This is a genomic window from Mucilaginibacter sp. P1_D10 (assembly GCF_056406215.1).
On the sequence record NZ_JBFUAP010000012.1, the window covers coordinates 89237 to 107046 of the forward strand.

Genomic DNA, 17810 nt, shown 5'->3' on the forward strand with positions numbered 1-17810 from the left:
TAATTATATCTGTACTTTAAAATTTCGTTGTAATAAATTTATGGCTCACGGTTTCCAGCAAATTCGTAACCGAAGCTTCGGAAATATGCAGCAATGGCTGCGGATAAACGCCGATAACGATGATCAGCGCGCAGATAATGCCCAACGCTAGTTTCTCCGATCCTTTGATATCTGTAAAGGTAGCGGTAAGCTCGTTCAGCTCGCCTTGCATTACGTCCTTATACATGCGCAGCATATAAACCGCGCCAAGGATAATAGTAGTACCTGCAATGCCCGCCGTAACGATATCCCAGCCGAAAACGCCTCTTAATAACAGAAACTCGCCCACGAAACCATTGGTTAAAGGTAGTGCGACCGTACCCAAAACGATTATCAAAAATGCTATAGCAAAATTGGGAGCCACTTTGGCTATACCGCCAAGCTTGTCTATATCGCGGGTGTTCAACCGCCTGCTGATGATGTCCCATATAAAAAACATCCCCACCACGTTGATACCATGGCTTACCATCTGTATCATGGCACCTTGTACGCCATAAATATTCCAGGCGAAGATACCGGCTGCTATCAGCCCGACGTGTGCGATAGATGAGTATGCTACCAAACGCTTTCCATCGGTTTGTTTGAAAGCAATAATGGATGCGTAAACGATACCGATTACTGATAATATAATGGCTATGTTAGCCCAGGTTAAAAAGCCGACCGGTGCGTTCGGTATCAACCACCGAATAACGCCGTAAATACCCATCTTCAACATAATACCGGATAGCATCATAGTACCAGCCGTCGGTGCTTCCGTATAAGTATCGGGCTGCCAGGTATGGAAAGGGAATATCGGCATCTTGATGGCAAAGGCCAAAAAGAAAGCCAGGAACACCCAGGATTGATGCTTTGCATCTAAACTTAAAGCGTAGAAATGCTCCAGATCATAATCTTTGGTTGGGGTTTGCAGATACAGGTAAATGATGGCTACCAGCATAAACAAGGACCCCGCGAACGTATAGATAAAGAATTTGATATTGATACGGATGCGGTTTTCGCCGCCCCACAAGGCACAAATAAAGTAAATAGGGATAAGCGCAGCTTCCCAGCCCACATAAAACAAGAAACCATCAAACGCGGTGAACACCGTTAGCAAGCCCGCCTGCATAAACAGAATAAGGGCGTAGAATGCTTTGGCATTTTTGTACTGATGTTCGTACGTGGTTAATATAATCAGCGGAACCAGCACGGTAGTAAGCAATACCATCACCATACTTATGCCATCTATGCCCGCTTTAAAATAAATACTGAACTGTTTTATCCAGGGAACATCTATAGAATATTGCAGCGATGCATCGGCCACGAAACCGTTTAGGAAATAAAGGGCAAGGGCCAGTTCGGCAATGGCAAAAAACATGGCAACATGTTTGGCCATCTCATTTTTGAACAGCAATACCACAAGGGCTGCCAAAATCGGTAAAAAAAGTAAAATGCTAACCGTCATTTTATTGGGTAAAACGCTATCGTTTTATATTTTAATTAAACCGTAAACCAAAATGGCAATAATACCCACCACCATCATAAATATGTAGAAACCTACATTGCCCGTTTGCAGCAAGCGCAGCCCTTTGCTTGTCTCGAGGGTGCCTTTACCTAAGCCATTAACCAGGCCATCAATACCTAACTGCTCCACCACCTTGTAGAAAAAATCTGACAGGAAATCCAATGGCTTGCGTATTATGGTATCGTACAACTCGTCGATATAAAATTTGTGGTACGAAAGATTGGCCAATGCCGGGCGTTCTTCCTCGTCGGCCACTGGCAAGCTGCCGCCTCTTACATATTTGATGTAGGCATACAACATCGCAATAAGTGCCACGCTAACAGAAATCCCCATCAGCGACCATTCGGTGCTGTGGCTTAGTTCGTGCTCGCCTAATATTTTGGTAGATTCTTCGAACACCGGTGCCAGGTAAGCGCCCAATTCGTGATGGCCACCCATTACAGCAGGCACGCCAATAAAACCGCCGATAATCGATAATATAGCCAGTACGATAAGCGGGATGGTCATACTCGGCGGCGACTCATGCAGGTGGTGTTCCTGGTCGTGCGTGCCACGGAATTTACCCCAGAAAGTAAGGTACATCATCCGGAACATATAGAAAGAGGTAAGCATGGCCGTAATTACGCCCACTACATAAAAAGTAGTGCTATGTGCAAATGCCGCTGCTAAAATTTCGTCTTTAGAGAAGAAGCCCGAGAAAGGAGGGATACCGGCAATGGCGACGGTACCGAAAAGCATGGTTATAAAAGTAATCTTTATCTTGCCCTTCAGTCCACCCATCTTGCGCATATCCTGTTCGCCGCTCATGGCGTGGATAACCGAACCTGCACCAAGGAACAACAAGGCCTTAAAGAAAGCGTGCGTCAACACGTGGAAGAACGAACCGGTGTAAGCGCCAACGCCTAAACCCAAAAACATATAACCCAACTGAGATACCGTAGAATAAGCCAGTACCTTCTTGATGTCGGTTTGCGTAAGGGCAATCAGTGCGGCAAAACAAGCTGTAGTTAAACCTACTATGGCTATAATCTCCATAGTTTGCGGTGCCATGGTGAAGAGGATGTTTGAGCGGGCTATCATATAGATACCTGCCGTTACCATGGTTGCGGCGTGTATCAGGGCCGAAACAGGGGTTGGGCCGGCCATCGCATCGGGCAGCCAGGTAAACAGCGGTAACTGTGCCGATTTACCAATTGCGCCCACAAAAAGCAGCAAGGTAACGAGGGTGAACATCGAATCACCCCTTATCATGGTAGCTGCCTTAGGGAATATTGTAGCAAATTCAACGCTTTTAAATACTGCAGTGAGGATGAATACGCCAAGCAAAAAGCCAAGGTCGCCTATGCGGTTCATTATGAAGGCCTTTTTGGCAGCATCGGCATAGCTGGCATTGGTGTACCAAAAACCGATGAGCAGGTAAGAGCAAAGGCCCACACCTTCCCAGCCAATAAACATCACGATATAGTTGCTGCCCATTACCAGCAGCAGCATGAAGAACACGAACAAGTTCAAATAAGCAAAGAACTTGCCGAAACCTGCATCATCGTGCATATACCCGGCCGAGTAAAGATGTATGAGAAACCCTACGCCGGTGATGATCAACAGCATGATAGAGCTAAGCTGATCTACCAGGAAAGCGAAAGGGATTTTTATGTCGCCAACGCTAATCCAGTTGAAAAGCGTAACGTTTATTGGTACGCCGTTAGATTTTATCTGGAAAAAAGCAAGCGCGCTTATACCGAAAGCCACAAACACCAGCAAACTGCCGATAGCGCCGATAACGCTTTTCGACAAGGTGTTGCGCCCAAGTCCGTTTATCACAAAACCGGCTAAAGGTAATATAGGAATAAGCCAGATATATTTATCCATTTGTATAGTTCTTGCCCCCTAGCCCCCTGAAGGGGGAACAGAAGTTTTAATTTTAATTTTATAAATCCCTACCAACTCCCCCTTCAGGGGGCTGGGGGGCCTACTACCATTTCAACCTGTTCAACACGTTGATATCTATCGAATTGGTATTGCGGTATATCATTACTATAATGGCCAAGCCTACGGCAACTTCTGCTGCGGCAAGTGCCATGATAAAAAAAACGAAAACCTGCCCGGCCGGGTCGTTGCGGTAAACCGAAAATGCGGTAAGCAACAGGTTAACCGAATTAAGCATCAACTCAACCGACATGAATATCACTATAGCATTGCGGCGCAAAAGCACGCCCATAACGCCGATAGAGAAAATAATCGCGCTTAAGAGTATATAATGATTAAGCGGCACCGCATGCATGGTATTGGCTATACTGTTCATCAGATCGTTGCTTTTTGTTCTTTTTTATCTTTTGTTGCCAGCAATACAGCGCCCACCATTGCCGATAGCAGCAACACCGACGATACCTCGAAAGGCAATAAAAAATCTTTGAATAATACTTTACCCAGGTTTTTCACCAGGCCAAGGTTGGGGTTTTGCAACACCACCGGGTCTGATACGTTAGTGGCGACTTTTAAAGATGATACAAGCGCCACCATCAAAATACCTGCTCCCACTACTGCGGCAAGTTTTACATAAATAGGTTTTACCGGCTCGCTCTCTTTATTGAGGTTGATGAGCATCAGCGTATACAAAAACAAAACCAGTATGGCACCCATGTAAACAATAAAGTTTACGATGGCCAAAAACTGAGCGTTCATTAAAATATAGTGTACGGTGAACGTAAAAAAGGTAAGTATAAGGTACAGTATGCTATGTACCGGGTTCTTCGCAGAAATAACCAGTATCGAGAAAAAGACAGATAAAAACGCGATGAAGTAAAATGTACTCATGTTTTATTTTACTAAATACTTTCGCCCGTGTAAAAGGTTGGGCAAAGGTATAAAACTTTGGTTATTGATTTAAAGGTGCTTCTACTAATTTGTCTTTACCGTAAATAAAATCCTTACGCAGGTAATCTGATGCTACCACATCGCCATCGAGGTATATCGCTTCCTTAGGGCAGGCTTCCTCACAAAGGCCACAAAAAATGCAGCGCAACATGTTAATTTCGTAAACGGCGGCGTATTTTTCTTCGCGGTATAAATGCTCCTCGCCTTTCTGGCGTTCGGCTGCTGTCATGGTGATGGCTTCTGCAGGGCATGATAATGCGCAAAGGCCACAGGCAGTGCAGCGTTCAGCACCGTTCTCGTCGCGTTTAAGCGAATGTTGCCCCCTGAAATTTTCAGAGAACTCGCGTTTTTGCTCGGGATATTGTATGGTAACCGGCTTTTTAAAGAAGTGGCCCATGGTAATGGTCAAACCTTTTGCAATAGCAGGCAGGTAAGCACGTTCCCAAAAATTGAGGGGCTTTACTTCTAAAACTTTCTTTTTATTACTTAATGATTCCATTTTAAACTAATCCTCAATTATAAAAAAGTAATAACACAAGCCGTAACCACAATATTGGCGATAGCCAATGGTATCAAAACCTTCCATCCCAGGTCCATCAGTTGGTCGTAACGGAAACGCGGGATAGTCCAGCGCACCCACATAAAAAAGAAGATGAACAGTAATACTTTCAAGAACATTACCGCGAAGCCGAACAGCGGCCCCCAGGTTGCTCCCAAAAACTCATTCACGGTATCCATGCCCGGGTAATTGTAGCTGCCCCAGTAGAGGGTAACCATTACTGCCGATGAAATAAACATATTGATATACTCCGCAAACAGGTAAAAACCTAATTTCATCGAAGAGTACTCGGTATGATAACCACCTACCAGCTCGGTTTCGCACTCCGGCAAATCGAAGGGTGTGCGGTTAGTCTCAGCAAAAGCACATATCAGGAATAAAACAAAACCCACTGGCTGATAAATCACGTTCCAGTGCCAGCCATGCTGCTGTTGGGCAATCTCCGCAAGGCTTAAGGTGTGCGTAACCAATAACAAGGCAATGATAGACAGCCCCATCGAAATTTCGTAGCTGATATTTTGCGATGCCGCGCGGATAGCGCCAAGCAGCGAATATTTATTGTTTGATGCCCAGCCGCCAATCATCACGCCATAAACACCTAGTGACACTACGCCGAAAATATACAGGATACCTACGTTGATATCGGTAACCTGCAGCGGTATGGTTTTGCCCGCAATAACGATATTTTGCCCCCATGGTATAACTGCCGACCCAATGCAGGCTGTAAGGATAGCTAACGATGGGCCAACAATAAACAAGAACGGCGTTGCGTTTGTTGGGATGATTTCTTCCTTCAAAAACATTTTTCCGCCATCTGCCAGCGGTTGTAAAATGCCCCATGGGCCGGCGCGGTTTGGGCCCACCCTATCCTGAAAAAAGGCAGCTATCTTACGCTCAGCATAAGTAGAGTACATGGCTACTACCAGGCTTATCATGAATATAACGATAATAAGCCCAAACTTAATCAGTATATCTGCTATTTCCATTATAAGCGCGTCTCCCTTTCAAATTGTTCTTTATTGGCTTGCTGCAATACCGGGTTGGTTTTAACCACAGGCAGTGGCTTAAGCGTATCATAGTGGTTTGAGCTGATAACCGATTTATTGGATACTTTACGCGGGCCTTCTATCACCCAATCAGCTGTTTTCTTTTTGTCGAAACGGCAGGTATTGCATATAAATTCTTCCACCTCGCCGTATTCATCTTTACGTGCGGTTACGCGTATAACATCTTCGCCTTTGTACCAAAGGGTTACTTTACCGTTGCACTTTTCGTGGTCGCAATCGCGGTGTGCCTCTACCGGTTTGGTAAACCATACACGGTTCTTGAAGCGGAAAGTCTTATCGGTTAAAGCGCCTACCGGGCAAACGTCTATTACGTTGCCGCTGAAATCGTTATCTACTGCTTTAGTAATATAAGTAGAAATTTCGGAGTGGTCGCCACGGTTAAGGATGCCGTGTATACGATGGTCGGTAATCTGGTCGGCCACAAACACGCAGCGGTAACAAAGTATGCAGCGCGTCATGTGCAGCTGTATCTTATCACCGATATCGATTTTCTCGAACGTGCGGCGGTCGAATTCGTAACGGGTTTTGGCTGCGCCGTGTTCGTAACCCAAATCCTGCAAGTGGCATTCGCCGGCCTGATCGCATACAGGGCAATCAAGCGGGTGGTTTATCAAAAGCATTTCCACCACACCTTTACGGGCCTCAATCACTTCCGGGGAAGATATGTTTTTTACCTCCATGCCGTCCATAACGGTAGTACGGCAGCTCGCTACCAGCTTCGGCATAGGGCGTGGGTCTTTTTCAGAACCTTTGCTTACCTGCACCAAACACGTACGACATTTACCGCCCGTGCCTTCCAGCTTAGAGTAATAGCACATAGCAGGCGGAACGATATCACCACCTATCATCCTTGCGGCGTTCAGGATGGTAGTTCCCGGCTCTACTTCAATGGATATACTATCTATTGTTACCTTCATTTATAATTTATACTTATCAAAGTATGTTTAAGTTCTTATTCCTGTTCAAATAACTTGGCGAATACATCGTCCATCGCCAACTCAAAACCTGGTAAAATGGGGGTTATCAATTTATCACCAACAGTCAACGCTCTTCCTTCGGTAACAAATTTCCCTTCGCTATTAAGGATATATCTTATCAGCGATTGCTCGTCCGGATAAACCAACCAATACTCCTTTACACCAAACTCCTCGTACAGATCGTATTTTATTTTGATTTCTTTCTTATTGTTCCCCGGCGACAATATCTCCACTACAATATCCGGTGCGCCCAGGCAACTCCTTGGATCGGCCATCTTCGCTAAGTCACAAATGACACAAACATCAGGCTGAACTACGGTTTTTACTTTTTTATCACTTTTTTCGTTTCTTACTAGTCGTACGTCAAAAGGTGCTGCAAATACCCTGCAAGGCTTATTCTTTAAATATTGATGTAACTCCCCCGAAATATTACCTGATATAATCTGGTGATTTCCGCTTGGCGCGGGGCTCATTCTAAAAATCTTACCCTTAATTAATTCCAAACGCTCTTCAAAACGCCAGGAATAGTAATCCGCGTAGGTGTAAGTTTTCGAGAAGTCTAAATCATCAATGCTTTGCATATTCAAAGTTACTTCAAATTAGCTGGACACTTTAATTCAAATTTAAACTAAAGCTAACTGCTTTAACACCTGTTTCCGGTGGCCCAAACCTTAATATAATATTTGCGCCAACCATAAAAGGAACAGTCTCCAAATCCTTTCTTACCAGTTCGTACAACTTTTTAGCGTCCGGGCCATACAAGTAAAATGAGCCGTCACTATTATCAAGGGCTATTTCATGCCCGTCATAAAAACCAACTTCACTATCCTTTAACAGAGCCATCAACCTTTCAACCAGGTCATAAAATGGTTCATCCTCTTTGAGGCCATAGTTAAACTCAATGATAACGGCCTGCTCCATTTTTTACTACGCTACAACTGCATTCAACGGATCGGCATAACGCGCTATCCCGTAGTTACGTGTGGTAGCTTCGTAGGCATTTGTTACGTGCCATTCAAACTCGTCCCTAAAGTGGCGTATAGCACTGGCAACCGGCCAGGCTGCTGCATCGCCAAGCGGGCAAATCGTGTTACCTTCTATCTTTTTCGATACATCAACCAGCAAATCAATGTCGCTCATTTTGCCGTGACCGTATTCCAGGCGGTGCAAAACTTTTTCCATCCAGCCGGTGCCTTCGCGGCATGGTGAACATTGCCCGCAGCTTTCATGGTGATAGAATCTCGAAAAATTCCAGGTATTGCGCACGATACACTGGTCTTCGTCATAAGCTATGAAACCACCCGAACCTAGCATGGTGCCGCTTACGAAACCGCCATCAGATAACGATTCGTAGCTCATCAGGCGGGCTTCGTTATTAACCGTCTTCAAAAACAGATTAGCAGGGAGAATCGGTACTGATGAACCGCCTGCAACAACCGCTTTAAGGCGTTTGCCGTTGGCTATGCCCTGGCAATATTCGTCACCGTAAACAAATTCTTCACACGACAGGCCAAGGTCTATCTCATAAACGCCCGGCCTTTTCAGGTTACCGCCGGCTGATATCAGCTTGGTGCCTGTACTGCGGCCTATGCCAATCTTAGCATACTCGTCGCCACCATCGTTAATGATTGGCACAACTGCTGCGATCGATTCTACATTGTTTACTACCGTAGGGCAGCCATACAAACCTGCAATAGCCGGAAATGGTGGTTTTATCCTCGGGTTGCCTCGTTTACCTTCCAGCGACTCTAACAATGCAGTTTCTTCACCGCAGATGTATGCACCGCCACCGGGCTGCACGTAAAGCTCCAGGTCATAACCCGTGCCTAAAATATTCTTTCCTAAAAAGCCCTTTGCTTTTGCTTCGGCAATAGCTTTCTCAAGGATGCGTATTTGCGGCATCATTTCGCCGCGCAGGTATATATACGATGTATTTGCACCTAGCGCAAAGCTGGATACAATCATCCCCTCAATTAGTAAGTGAGGGATGTAAGTCATCAGGAAACGGTCTTTAAACGTACCTGGTTCAGATTCGTCGCCGTTGCACACCAGGTAACGGGCCACGCCTTCGGGTTTGGCCAAAAAGCTCCACTTCATCCCGGTAGGGAAACCGGCGCCACCACGACCACGCAAGCCCGATTTTTTCACCTCTTCCACAATTTCTTCTGGCGTGAGGGTTTTTAGGGCCTTCTCCACCGCTGCATAGCCGCCTTTAGAGCGGTACACATCAAAGGTATTGATGCCGGGTACGTTGATATGTTCAAGTAAAAGTTTACGAGCCATTACTATTAATATATTTTACCGTTTAGTTTATAAGCGGTTACATGATTTCTTACACAATTAGAAAGTATCATTACGGTTATTAACCCAATGATGAGGTTGTAGCTGCCTGGCACCTGCAAAAACAGAAACATTAATATGCCTGCTGTTAGTGCTAAATCCCAGCTTATCAACCTGCTTCGTTCACTCATTAATTATTTGCTTTCGCTTTTAAATCCCCTATCAGTTTATCAACCGAATCGGTGGTCAAGTTTTCGTAAAATGTATATTCTGGGCCAATTTGTAATACCGGGCCATAACCGCAGGCTGCAAGGCACTCTACGCCTCGCCAGCTAAACAAGCCATCCTCGGTAACATCGCCCTCTTTTACGCCAAGCGTTTTTTCTATGTGTTCCATTATGGGCGTTGCGCCTACAATTTCACAAGGGCCCGTGCGGCAAACTTCAAGCATGTACTTCCCTTGGGGCTTTAAAAAGTACATGGTGTAAAACGATGCCACCTCATAAACCTCTATCGATTGGATTGAAAGGTAGTCGGCAACGCTATCCATTGCCGGCGGGCTTACCCAGCCGTATTCTGCCTGCACCAAATGCAGTATAGGCAGCAAGGCCGATTTTTGCTTGCCTGCAGGGTAACGGCTAACTACATCAGCAAACTTTGCTGTAAGCTCCGGCGAAAATGTAACCGGCGTATTGGTATCTTGTACGCTAAGCATCTAACTCTCCTGCTATTACGTTTAAACTACTCATGTTAATAATGGCATCAGATAACAGCATGCCGCGGCTCATGGGCGCATACATCTGGTAATTGATGAAGCTTGGCCTGCGGAAATGCAAACGGTATGGCGAGCGGCCGCCATCGTTCACCAGGTAAAAACCAAGTTCTCCGTTAGCTCCCTCTACAGCGTGGTAAACTTCGGAATTCGGGGTTTCCACTTCGCCCATCACTATTTTGAAGTGATAGATAAGGGCTTCCATATTATTGTAAACTTCTTCCTTCGGAGGCAGGTAAAACGCCGGCACATCCGCGTGGAAGATATCTGATGGCTCTTTCTCTATTTTAGCAAGGGCCTGCTCAATAATGCGCATGCTCTGCCACATCTCTTCGTTACGCACCAAAAAGCGGGCATAAACGTCGCCGTTATCGCCAACCGGTACTTCGAAATCGAAATCCTCGTAGGATGAATACGGCTCCATGGCCCTTACATCATAATCAACACCTGTGGCGCGCAATATGGGGCCGCTCCAGCTGTAACTGAGCGCGTCCTCTGTCGTAACGGCAGCAACGCCGCGCGTACGATCCACAAATATGCGGTTACGGTTAAAAAGGCTTTCGAATTCCTTTAAACCGTAGTTGAAATCTTTTAATACTTTCTTTATCTTACGGAAAGCGATATCATTGAAGTTGCGCTCGAAACCGCCTATACGGCCTATGTTTGTGGTAAGGCGCGAGCCGCATATCTCTTCGTAAACCTCGTATATCGCTTCGCGATACTGCATCATGTAGGTAAAACCCGTCAACGCGCCGGTATCTACGCCTAATATCGAGTTACACACAATATGATCTGCAATACGGGCAAGCTCCATAATGATCACACGCATATAATCAACACGTTTCGGCATGGTAATGCCAAGCAGTTTCTCAACCGTCATGTGCCAGCCCATATTATTGATGGGCGATGAGCAGTAGTTCAACCTATCAGTAAGCGGGGTTATCTGGTAAAAGGGGCGGTGTTCGGCAATCTTTTCGAAAGCGCGATGTATGTAGCCTATGGTTGATACGCCGCTAACTATCCTCTCGCCATCCATCTCCAGCACGTTCTGGAAAACACCGTGCGTAGCAGGGTGCGTTGGGCCGAGGTTGAGCGTGGAATGCTCGGTTTGCGGATCGTTATCTGTATATACGGGATGGTTCTGCATTATCTTCCAAAAAAGTAATCTTTTTTATCAATACGGTTTGGATCTTCCAGCGGGAACTCTTTTCTCATCGGGAACACCGTCATGTCATCCACGTTCAGTATCCTCCTCAGGTCGGGATGCCCGTCAAATATCACCCCAAAAAAATCATATGTTTCTCTTTCCATCCAATTGGCGCCTTCCCATAGCATGGTAGCCGTTGGAATGTGAACGTCATCGGTAGAAAGGAAAACCTTTACGCGAATGCGCGTATTGGTAGTTAAGCTATGCAAGTGGTAAATAACCCCTATCGCCTTCTCCAGCTCAGGATAATGAATAGCCGTTATATCCGTAAGGAAAATAAACTTCAGTTCCGGGTCGTTTTTGAGGTAGGCAAGCACATCGCTGATTTGCTCCCTGTCGGTTTCTACCGTTAAAAGTCCGTAATCCTGATTAACTTCGGTAATCTGGCCGGGGAATTTCTCGCCCAATGCCTGCAGCAATACTTCGTTAGCTATCTTACCCATTATTGTATTCCGTATTTAGCCAACAATGCCTGGTATTTCGGTTCCTCACGGCGGCGGCCGGTTTCAGTTTTAACCAACTCCTGTATCGCCATAAAACCATCTATTATTGCTTCGGGGCGTGGAGGGCAGCCGGGTACGTAAACGTCTACCGGTATCACTTCGTCAATCCCTTGCAAAACCGAGTAAGTATCAAAAATACCGCCGCTTGATGCGCATGCGCCAACGGCCATCACCCAACGGGGTTCGGCCATTTGCAGGTACACCTGGCGTAAAACCGGACCCATTTTCTTTGATATCGTACCCATCACCATCAACAAATCTGCCTGGCGGGGCGAAAAACTCAAGCGCTCGGCACCGAAACGGCTAAGATCATACGTAGAGGCCATAGTGGCCATAAATTCGATGCCGCAGCAAGAGGTTGCGAATGGTAAGGGCCATAACGAGTTTGCCCGGGCCACACCTATCGCTTTATCAAGCGACGTGGCAAAAAAGCCAGAACCTTCTACCCCTGCGGGGGCCTCAACTATTTGAATATCACTCATGAATTTCTATCAAATAAAATAAACCCATCAGCTAAAACTGATGTGCAAATTTAATAAAATACGTTGTAACGAGTACACGAAGAAAGGAGAGCCAATATATTTAGAATCAGTCTAAACTAATCCCAATCCAGAGCACCTTTTTTAATAATGTAGATAAAACCAGCCAGTAATGTTGCCATAAAAATAAACATCTCTATCAGCCCATCCTTGCCCAACTCGCGAAAATTTACCGCCCAGGGGTACATGAAAATTACTTCCACATCAAACAGCACAAAAAGGATGGCTACCAGGAAATATTTAATAGAAACGGCGCTGCGGGCGTTGCCTACAACTTCTATACCCGATTCGAAGGGTGTAAGTTTATCCTTAGTAACACGTTTGGGGCCTATTTTGTGTGTAACAAACATGGTTGTAACCACAAAACCCAGCGCAACCAGCATCTGGAATATAATCGGAAGAAAATCGCCGGGTGAACTTTGTAATTCCATGCTGCAAATATACAAATGAGCCGATAATAAAAAAGCCCCTTTTGCAAGGGGCTCTTATTATTTTTAAAAGGCCTGGTGTTACTTGCCTTTCGCCCCTTGGGCCTTTCTTTGGAAGTAGTTTATCGCAGCCTTATTTGCCGGATCGTACTCCTTGGCTTTAGTAAAGTTTTCGGCGGCTTTAGCGTCGTCTTTTTCCTTAAACTCGTAGTAGTAACCTAAGTAAGCGTAAGCTTCGCCCAGGAATGATTTATCCGCATCGGTTACGCCTTTGGTGGTAACAAGTTGTATGTACTGCTCATAGTAAGGCTTAGCATAACCTTTATACAAGGTCCTGTCGGCCGGTTCTTTAAAGTCGTTGGCACGCGCCTGGTACAAGGCCACTATGGCCAAAGGCGATGCGGCTTTATGCTGTATGTAGCTGAACGCGGTGTCGGCTTTGATCAATAGCGTCGAATCCGGCGTAGGCTTTGGCTTGGCAGTGCTGAAGAACTGATCGGTGTAGGCTTTGTAATAGCTTAAGCCTTCAGACAGGTAATCATTCAGCGTGGTTTTACGCGATTTAGTGATGTACATCTTGTAAGCTTCAGCGGCCTCCAGGAATTTCTTTTTACCGTATAACGATTTACCTATTTCCTGGTAAACATCTGCCTGGGTAGTATCTAAGGTGGCAGCAGTACGCAATGAGGCAACACCCAAAGAGTCTAAGCCGGAGGCAATCTGCGCACGGCCCTGGTAAACGTAATCGCGCGGGATAATGCGTTTTGCGTCCGCTTTCTGAAGCCATATGTTACCAGCAGCCAACGCAGCAGGATAATCCTTATTCTCTACTGATGAATACAACAAGTAGCGCTGAACTTTTAAGTTAGAAGAAACTTTAGCCAATGCTGCAGCTTCTGTTTGCAAGGTCTTCCAATCGCCTGAATACACCAGGAAGTCGGCATAACGTAAGCGCGACTCGACCGAAAGATCTGTTAACGACAAGTATTTACGATACTGCTCCGTAGCTTCCTTAACTTTTACAGATGCCACTTTAGGGTCTGTTAAAGCCCAACGCACATCGGTTTCTGCCCATTCGCGATAAGCAGGGCCATAATTAGGGTCGATAGCTAAAGCAGCCTGGAACTCGGTTTCTGATGATTCGAAGTTATTAGCGAATTTCCAGATCACGCCGGTAGCCACTTTTGCAGCTGCCAGTTTTGGATCTATTTCCAGCGCAGCCTGGTAGTTACCCAATGCTTCAGTGTTTTTAGATTGCGTGCGGTAAGCATCTCCCAGGGCTAGCAACACGTCTACGTCTTTAGCGTTCAATGCCTTTCCTTTATTCAGGATAGCGATTGCCGCATCAGCATCAGCAGGAGATACCCTGTCGTTCACTGGCGACATCAGATAACCTTTGCCTATATAAGCGTAAGGCTTGCTGGCTTTGCCTGCCAAAGCAATGGCCTGGTTAAAGTTGGTTGTTGCGGTAGCCCTGTCTTTATCAACAAATGCGGCAACACCCAAACCTGCGTAGTTAAGAGCCGACTTAGGGTTAACGGCAATACCTTTGTTGAATACGGTTCTGGCAGAATCGGTGTAATCCTGCAAAATGTAAACCCAACCCAGGTAAAAAAAGTTCTCGTCTTTTGTAGATTGGGTAACGGTTAAATTCTTAAGCATGCCCTTAGCTTTCTGGTATTGCTCCGCATCGATGGCTTTCTTCGCATCCTCTAAACTCTGCGCTAAAACCGACGAGCCTACAAATGCCAGCGCTAAAACTAGTTTACTTATTTTACTGATCATTTTCATCTTATCTTAGTTTCTTAATTAGTATTCAGTATTAGTGTTTAATATTTATTTCCCTTGAGGGGATTGACTCGGGCAGCAAGCCCGATTTCAATATTATCCTTTGTCCGCGCTCGCTGGCTAAAAATGATGCAAAGCCTGCTCCCAATCCTTTTCTGCCTGTGCAATCAACTATATACAGCGATCTGCTCAATGGATACGTATGTTGGACGAGCGTTGTCTGCGATGGTTTAAAGTACTCTTTAGGCGCAGTTTTACTGCTTTCGTCCTTAACACCCATTATCTTCACCTTATTTACATCGTCGGCGTAATCCTTATCCGGGTCGTTTAACCAGGCAAATCCGGTAATGCCAATGGCATCAGGGTGGGTACTTACGTACTTTATAACCTCTTTATTAGACTTCAGCGCGTATATATTCTTCTGTGTAAAATCCTTGTTCCCCGATATTTGTTTCAAATATCTTACCAAACTTGAGTTGGGGTTATCAAAAACGATGTTTTTATCTGTTTTAGCTTTGCCATTAAGCATGGCTATCACCTCTTTAACCGATATTAAAGTATCGTTAGATGCCTGGTTAACAATCAACGCAACGGCATCAACAGCAAATTTATTAACATCGGGGGCCAATGCCCTTCTCCTTAAGATACCGACCTCTGTTGTATCCAGTTCGCGCGAAATAATGGCCACCCTTACCTTATCGTTCATCAAGGCGTTTATCGTTTGGCTTTCAGGCGCGTATTTTATTTCCGGCTTTGCATCTGGATAAAGGGCCCTGAACACATATTCTTCTTCGCCTACTATTGGCGAAAACGACTCGTCGGCTGCAAAAACGAGCGTACCCGACGTAAAGCCGTCTACTATAACTGCTTTCTTGTCCTTTTTATTTTCCGTACAGCCCTGAAATGCTAAAATAAACAGTGCACCTATCAACAAAAGGAAATACTTATTCTTCATTATCGGGCTTTCTTTTTAAGTAGCGCGAAAAACGCAACACTGCATAAACTAATACAAACCCACCAAACAACTTCTTTTGGGTAGGATCTAATCGCGGCGGGAAGTTATCCAGGAATATCAACAACAGCCCAAGAACTAAAAGCGCCACGAATGTAACAACTCCTAAAATAAGCAAAAACCGCCTTTTGGGCGATTTTTGCTCTTTGTTATTATCAGGTAACATTAAATTACTCTTCTGAAGCAAGCGAGAACGCTATAGGTACGCTAAATTGCACACGAACCGGGCGACCGTTTTGTATACCTGGTTTCCATTTTGGGGAAGCTTTCAAAGCGCGTATTGCTTCTTCGTCGCAACCGCTGCCTATGCCCCTAAGCACCTTGATATCCGTCAACGACCCATCTTTTTCAACCACGAAGGTTAAAATTACGCGTCCCTGTACGTTATTCTCTCTGGCAACAGCCGGGTAGTGTATAGCTTTAAATAAGTACTTACCAAAACCGCCTTCACCGCCCGGGAAAGCAGGTTGCTGCTCTACCGCCTGGAAAATCTGGTTAGGGTTATCCTCAACTACTTGCTTTACGTCTGCATTACCTACAGGTTCTTCAATCCTGATATCAGCATTAGGGTCACCTTTTTGGTCTTTTTGGCCAGGGTCGGCAACTTTTAACTCTTCCTGGGTAGGAGGCTCTTTCTCCTGTACCTCGTTATCAGGTTTTACAACCGGAGGAGGGAAACGCACCTGGTCAATCTTCGGTTTTGGTGGTTCCGGAGGTGGCGGAGGTGGTTTCTTGGTTTGATCTACCGGTGGCGGTGGAAGCACCACCTCGGTAATCTTCACCTTTTCATCAGCCTTAGGGATAAAGCCCTCAATTTTATTGAGGATTGTTTTAAAGGATATCGCAAAAACAAATACAGCTACGCCAATAATAAGGGCCTTGTTGGTATGACGAGGATTGTCCTTACGTAATTCGTATGCTCCATAATCTTTGTTACGGCCTTTAAAAACAACGTCTATCCATTGCTGGTTTAGAATGTCTAATTTTGATCCTAACATTGTCTTATCGCATTAATTTATACTTAATAATTGCCATCCCTTTTGAGCAGTTCAAGCTCTGCAGGTAGGATATCAACAATTGCATACGATTGCACCCCTGTTATATTCATCTCGTCAATCGTATCAACTATGTTTTTATAGTTTGATTTATCGCTTGGTTTGATTAACACAAACATGAATTTACCCGTACTCTGTTGTATTTCTCTTCCTTTTTCGATGAGGGTTTTACGCAAGCCGTCTTTACCGTAGCCTTCGGTAGTTGGCTGGGTTTTGCCCGGCTCGCCAATAAACCATTCTACTTTGTTGTTGGCACCCAACAGCAAGGTCATGGAGCGTGACGCTGCCATAGGCAACTGGTCTTTTGTCTTCTCATCCTTATCAGGCATGGTTAAATCCATTGCCTTTGGTTTTGATAGCGTAGTGGTAAGCATAAAGAAGGTGATGAGCAAGAAAGCCAAATCCACCATCGCGGTTAAATCCACGCGCGTAGAGGCTTTTTTACTGCGAACCTTGCCGCCTTTATGTTTACCCCCGCCGGAGGTATCTAATTCTGCCATCTTTTTATTTTTTAGGATCCGATTTGATCGTAGTGATCAGCGCGAACTTGTTTATCTTTTGTTTCTGAAGAACGCCTATCAGTTTCTTGATGGTTGGGTATTCTTCTTTGTTATCCCCTTTGATAGAAATACGCAATGCTAACCCGTGCAAACTTACATCTACGCGGCGCGCCTCGCGGATCCAGTCAGACAGCTCGTTATTGTCTGTCGTGTCATGCGGGATACCTTCTTGCTGGAAAGCTTTCCTTCCCTCTGCATCTAAATCCAGGAAACCACCCAGCTTGCTTATCGGCACGCCAAATATTGGCAGCCCTGCAAATTTCTCCTGTTGCTGAGGCGTAAACTTAATTCCGTACTTATCGCCCATCTGATTGAGCAGTGTTTTACGGATATCGTTACCATCTACCGAGAAGAACACTTTGCCCTGGCCCACAGTTAACATCAGCATGTTATCATCAGGGATAGGTTGTACCGTTGTGGATGCCGGTATGTCAACCGGTACAGGATCCTCGGTCCTTGGTTTTGCTGTTAATATAAAGAAGGTAAGCAATAAGAAAGCTACGTCGCACATGGCGGTCATATCTATCGAAGTGCTCTTTCTTTGGACTTTTACTCTTGGCATGGTGTAAAGTTAAATATTAAGTGTTACAATTTCAAATAAATTCCAAATTATATTTTGTCATAACGTGGAAACAAGCACTAATAT

21 protein-coding genes are annotated in these 17810 nt (G+C 45.2%); all 21 read right to left on the reverse strand.

From position 1 onward, the window contains the following. Positions 1–16 precede the first annotated feature (16 nt). The 21 genes from AC1DYT_RS19105 to AC1DYT_RS19205 all read right to left on the reverse strand — a co-directional run bounded on the left by AC1DYT_RS19105 (position 17) and on the right by AC1DYT_RS19205 (position 17726). On the reverse strand, positions 17–1483 hold the full coding sequence (locus AC1DYT_RS19105) for a complex I subunit 4 family protein (RefSeq protein WP_477471127.1): 1467 nt from the start codon (positions 1481–1483) through the stop codon (positions 17–19). Positions 1484–1507: 24 nt separating this feature from the next. Further along, complete coding sequence (gene nuoL / locus AC1DYT_RS19110; RefSeq protein ID WP_477471128.1) at positions 1508–3412, reverse strand: NADH-quinone oxidoreductase subunit L; 1905 nt, start codon at positions 3410–3412, stop codon at positions 1508–1510. A gap of 103 nt (positions 3413–3515) precedes the next feature. Continuing rightward, positions 3516–3845 (reverse strand): NADH-quinone oxidoreductase subunit NuoK, encoded by a 330-nt coding sequence (nuoK, locus tag AC1DYT_RS19115; protein WP_477458134.1) that lies wholly within the window; start codon positions 3843–3845, stop codon positions 3516–3518. Further along, positions 3845–4357, reverse strand: a complete 513-nt coding sequence (locus AC1DYT_RS19120) for an NADH-quinone oxidoreductase subunit J family protein (RefSeq protein ID WP_477471129.1) — start codon at positions 4355–4357, stop codon at positions 3845–3847. The genes nuoK and AC1DYT_RS19120 overlap by 1 nt, the downstream gene beginning before the upstream one ends. 61 nt (positions 4358–4418) lie before the next feature. Next, the gene (locus tag AC1DYT_RS19125; protein WP_477458132.1) at positions 4419–4916 is read right to left on the reverse strand and encodes a NuoI/complex I 23 kDa subunit family protein; all 498 of its coding nucleotides are present in this window, start codon (positions 4914–4916) and stop codon (positions 4419–4421) included. Between the two features lie 17 nt (positions 4917–4933). Further along, positions 4934–5962 (reverse strand): NADH-quinone oxidoreductase subunit NuoH, encoded by a 1029-nt coding sequence (nuoH, locus tag AC1DYT_RS19130; RefSeq protein WP_477471130.1) that lies wholly within the window; start codon positions 5960–5962, stop codon positions 4934–4936. Then, complete coding sequence (locus AC1DYT_RS19135) at positions 5962–6960, reverse strand: NADH-quinone oxidoreductase subunit G (protein ID WP_477471131.1); 999 nt, start codon at positions 6958–6960, stop codon at positions 5962–5964. Before AC1DYT_RS19135 ends, nuoH begins: the two co-directional genes overlap by 1 nt. Positions 6961–6995: 35 nt before the next feature. Next, a complete protein-coding gene (locus AC1DYT_RS19140) occupies positions 6996–7601 on the reverse strand; it encodes a Uma2 family endonuclease (protein ID WP_477471132.1) in 606 nt (201 codons plus the stop codon). 31 nt (positions 7602–7632) lie between these two features. Continuing rightward, on the reverse strand, positions 7633–7941 hold the full coding sequence (locus AC1DYT_RS19145) for a hypothetical protein (RefSeq protein ID WP_477458128.1): 309 nt from the start codon (positions 7939–7941) through the stop codon (positions 7633–7635). A gap of 6 nt (positions 7942–7947) precedes the next feature. After that, on the reverse strand, positions 7948–9303 hold the full coding sequence (nuoF, locus tag AC1DYT_RS19150) for an NADH-quinone oxidoreductase subunit NuoF (protein WP_477471133.1): 1356 nt from the start codon (positions 9301–9303) through the stop codon (positions 7948–7950). Between the two features lie 187 nt (positions 9304–9490). After that, entirely contained in the window at positions 9491–10015 is a 525-nt protein-coding gene (locus AC1DYT_RS19155) for an NADH-quinone oxidoreductase subunit NuoE family protein (RefSeq protein ID WP_477471134.1), read from the reverse strand. Then, positions 10008–11219, reverse strand: coding sequence for an NADH-quinone oxidoreductase subunit D (locus tag AC1DYT_RS19160; RefSeq protein WP_477471135.1), 1212 nt, complete (start codon positions 11217–11219; stop codon positions 10008–10010). Before AC1DYT_RS19160 ends, AC1DYT_RS19155 begins: the two co-directional genes overlap by 8 nt. After that, positions 11219–11722 carry an NADH-quinone oxidoreductase subunit C gene (locus tag AC1DYT_RS19165; RefSeq protein ID WP_477471136.1) on the reverse strand — a complete coding sequence of 168 codons (504 nt, stop codon included), beginning with the start codon at positions 11720–11722 and terminating at the stop codon, positions 11219–11221. Before AC1DYT_RS19165 ends, AC1DYT_RS19160 begins: the two co-directional genes overlap by 1 nt. Further along, positions 11722–12264, reverse strand: a complete 543-nt coding sequence (locus AC1DYT_RS19170) for an NADH-quinone oxidoreductase subunit B (protein ID WP_477471137.1) — start codon at positions 12262–12264, stop codon at positions 11722–11724. The genes AC1DYT_RS19165 and AC1DYT_RS19170 overlap by 1 nt, the downstream gene beginning before the upstream one ends. A 116-nt stretch (positions 12265–12380) precedes the next feature. Then, positions 12381–12752, reverse strand: coding sequence for an NADH-quinone oxidoreductase subunit A (locus AC1DYT_RS19175; RefSeq protein WP_477458122.1), 372 nt, complete (start codon positions 12750–12752; stop codon positions 12381–12383). 78 nt (positions 12753–12830) lie between these two features. Beyond that, complete coding sequence (locus AC1DYT_RS19180; RefSeq protein WP_477471138.1) at positions 12831–14540, reverse strand: tetratricopeptide repeat protein; 1710 nt, start codon at positions 14538–14540, stop codon at positions 12831–12833. A 31-nt stretch (positions 14541–14571) separates the two neighbouring features. Then, positions 14572–15492: a PstS family phosphate ABC transporter substrate-binding protein gene (locus AC1DYT_RS19185; RefSeq protein ID WP_477471139.1), complete on the reverse strand. Its 921-nt coding sequence runs from the start codon at positions 15490–15492 to the stop codon at positions 14572–14574. Beyond that, positions 15482–15715, reverse strand: a complete 234-nt coding sequence (locus tag AC1DYT_RS19190) for a hypothetical protein (RefSeq protein ID WP_477471140.1) — start codon at positions 15713–15715, stop codon at positions 15482–15484. Before AC1DYT_RS19190 ends, AC1DYT_RS19185 begins: the two co-directional genes overlap by 11 nt. 4 nt (positions 15716–15719) lie before the next feature. Further along, positions 15720–16547 (reverse strand): energy transducer TonB, encoded by an 828-nt coding sequence (locus AC1DYT_RS19195; protein ID WP_477471141.1) that lies wholly within the window; start codon positions 16545–16547, stop codon positions 15720–15722. Between the two features lie 23 nt (positions 16548–16570). Further along, on the reverse strand, positions 16571–17104 hold the full coding sequence (locus AC1DYT_RS19200; protein WP_477471142.1) for an ExbD/TolR family protein: 534 nt from the start codon (positions 17102–17104) through the stop codon (positions 16571–16573). Positions 17105–17108: 4 nt separating this feature from the next. Next, the gene (locus AC1DYT_RS19205) at positions 17109–17726 is read right to left on the reverse strand and encodes an ExbD/TolR family protein (RefSeq protein ID WP_477471143.1); all 618 of its coding nucleotides are present in this window, start codon (positions 17724–17726) and stop codon (positions 17109–17111) included. Positions 17727–17810 lie beyond the last annotated feature (84 nt).

Coding starts and splice junctions, on each gene's coding strand:
- AC1DYT_RS19120 (WP_477471129.1), bottom strand. CDS start 4,357: ATGAGTACATTTTACTTCATCGCGTTTTTATCTGTCTTTTTCTCGATA.
- AC1DYT_RS19105 (WP_477471127.1), bottom strand. CDS start 1,483: ATGACGGTTAGCATTTTACTTTTTTTACCGATTTTGGCAGCCCTTGTG.
- nuoF (WP_477471133.1), bottom strand. CDS start 9,303: ATGGCTCGTAAACTTTTACTTGAACATATCAACGTACCCGGCATCAAT.
- AC1DYT_RS19185 (WP_477471139.1), bottom strand. CDS start 15,492: ATGAAGAATAAGTATTTCCTTTTGTTGATAGGTGCACTGTTTATTTTA.
- AC1DYT_RS19170 (WP_477471137.1), bottom strand. CDS start 12,264: ATGAGTGATATTCAAATAGTTGAGGCCCCCGCAGGGGTAGAAGGTTCT.
- AC1DYT_RS19160 (WP_477471135.1), bottom strand. CDS start 11,219: ATGCAGAACCATCCCGTATATACAGATAACGATCCGCAAACCGAGCAT.
- AC1DYT_RS19175 (WP_477458122.1), bottom strand. CDS start 12,752: ATGGAATTACAAAGTTCACCCGGCGATTTTCTTCCGATTATATTCCAG.
- AC1DYT_RS19205 (WP_477471143.1), bottom strand. CDS start 17,726: ATGCCAAGAGTAAAAGTCCAAAGAAAGAGCACTTCGATAGATATGACC.
- AC1DYT_RS19155 (WP_477471134.1), bottom strand. CDS start 10,015: ATGCTTAGCGTACAAGATACCAATACGCCGGTTACATTTTCGCCGGAG.
- nuoL (WP_477471128.1), bottom strand. CDS start 3,412: ATGGATAAATATATCTGGCTTATTCCTATATTACCTTTAGCCGGTTTT.
- AC1DYT_RS19145 (WP_477458128.1), bottom strand. CDS start 7,941: ATGGAGCAGGCCGTTATCATTGAGTTTAACTATGGCCTCAAAGAGGAT.
- AC1DYT_RS19200 (WP_477471142.1), bottom strand. CDS start 17,104: ATGGCAGAATTAGATACCTCCGGCGGGGGTAAACATAAAGGCGGCAAG.
- AC1DYT_RS19140 (WP_477471132.1), bottom strand. CDS start 7,601: ATGCAAAGCATTGATGATTTAGACTTCTCGAAAACTTACACCTACGCG.
- AC1DYT_RS19190 (WP_477471140.1), bottom strand. CDS start 15,715: ATGTTACCTGATAATAACAAAGAGCAAAAATCGCCCAAAAGGCGGTTT.
- nuoH (WP_477471130.1), bottom strand. CDS start 5,962: ATGGAAATAGCAGATATACTGATTAAGTTTGGGCTTATTATCGTTATA.
- AC1DYT_RS19135 (WP_477471131.1), bottom strand. CDS start 6,960: ATGAAGGTAACAATAGATAGTATATCCATTGAAGTAGAGCCGGGAACT.
- AC1DYT_RS19125 (WP_477458132.1), bottom strand. CDS start 4,916: ATGGAATCATTAAGTAATAAAAAGAAAGTTTTAGAAGTAAAGCCCCTC.
- AC1DYT_RS19165 (WP_477471136.1), bottom strand. CDS start 11,722: ATGGGTAAGATAGCTAACGAAGTATTGCTGCAGGCATTGGGCGAGAAA.
- AC1DYT_RS19195 (WP_477471141.1), bottom strand. CDS start 16,547: ATGTTAGGATCAAAATTAGACATTCTAAACCAGCAATGGATAGACGTT.
- nuoK (WP_477458134.1), bottom strand. CDS start 3,845: ATGAACAGTATAGCCAATACCATGCATGCGGTGCCGCTTAATCATTAT.
- AC1DYT_RS19180 (WP_477471138.1), bottom strand. CDS start 14,540: ATGAAAATGATCAGTAAAATAAGTAAACTAGTTTTAGCGCTGGCATTT.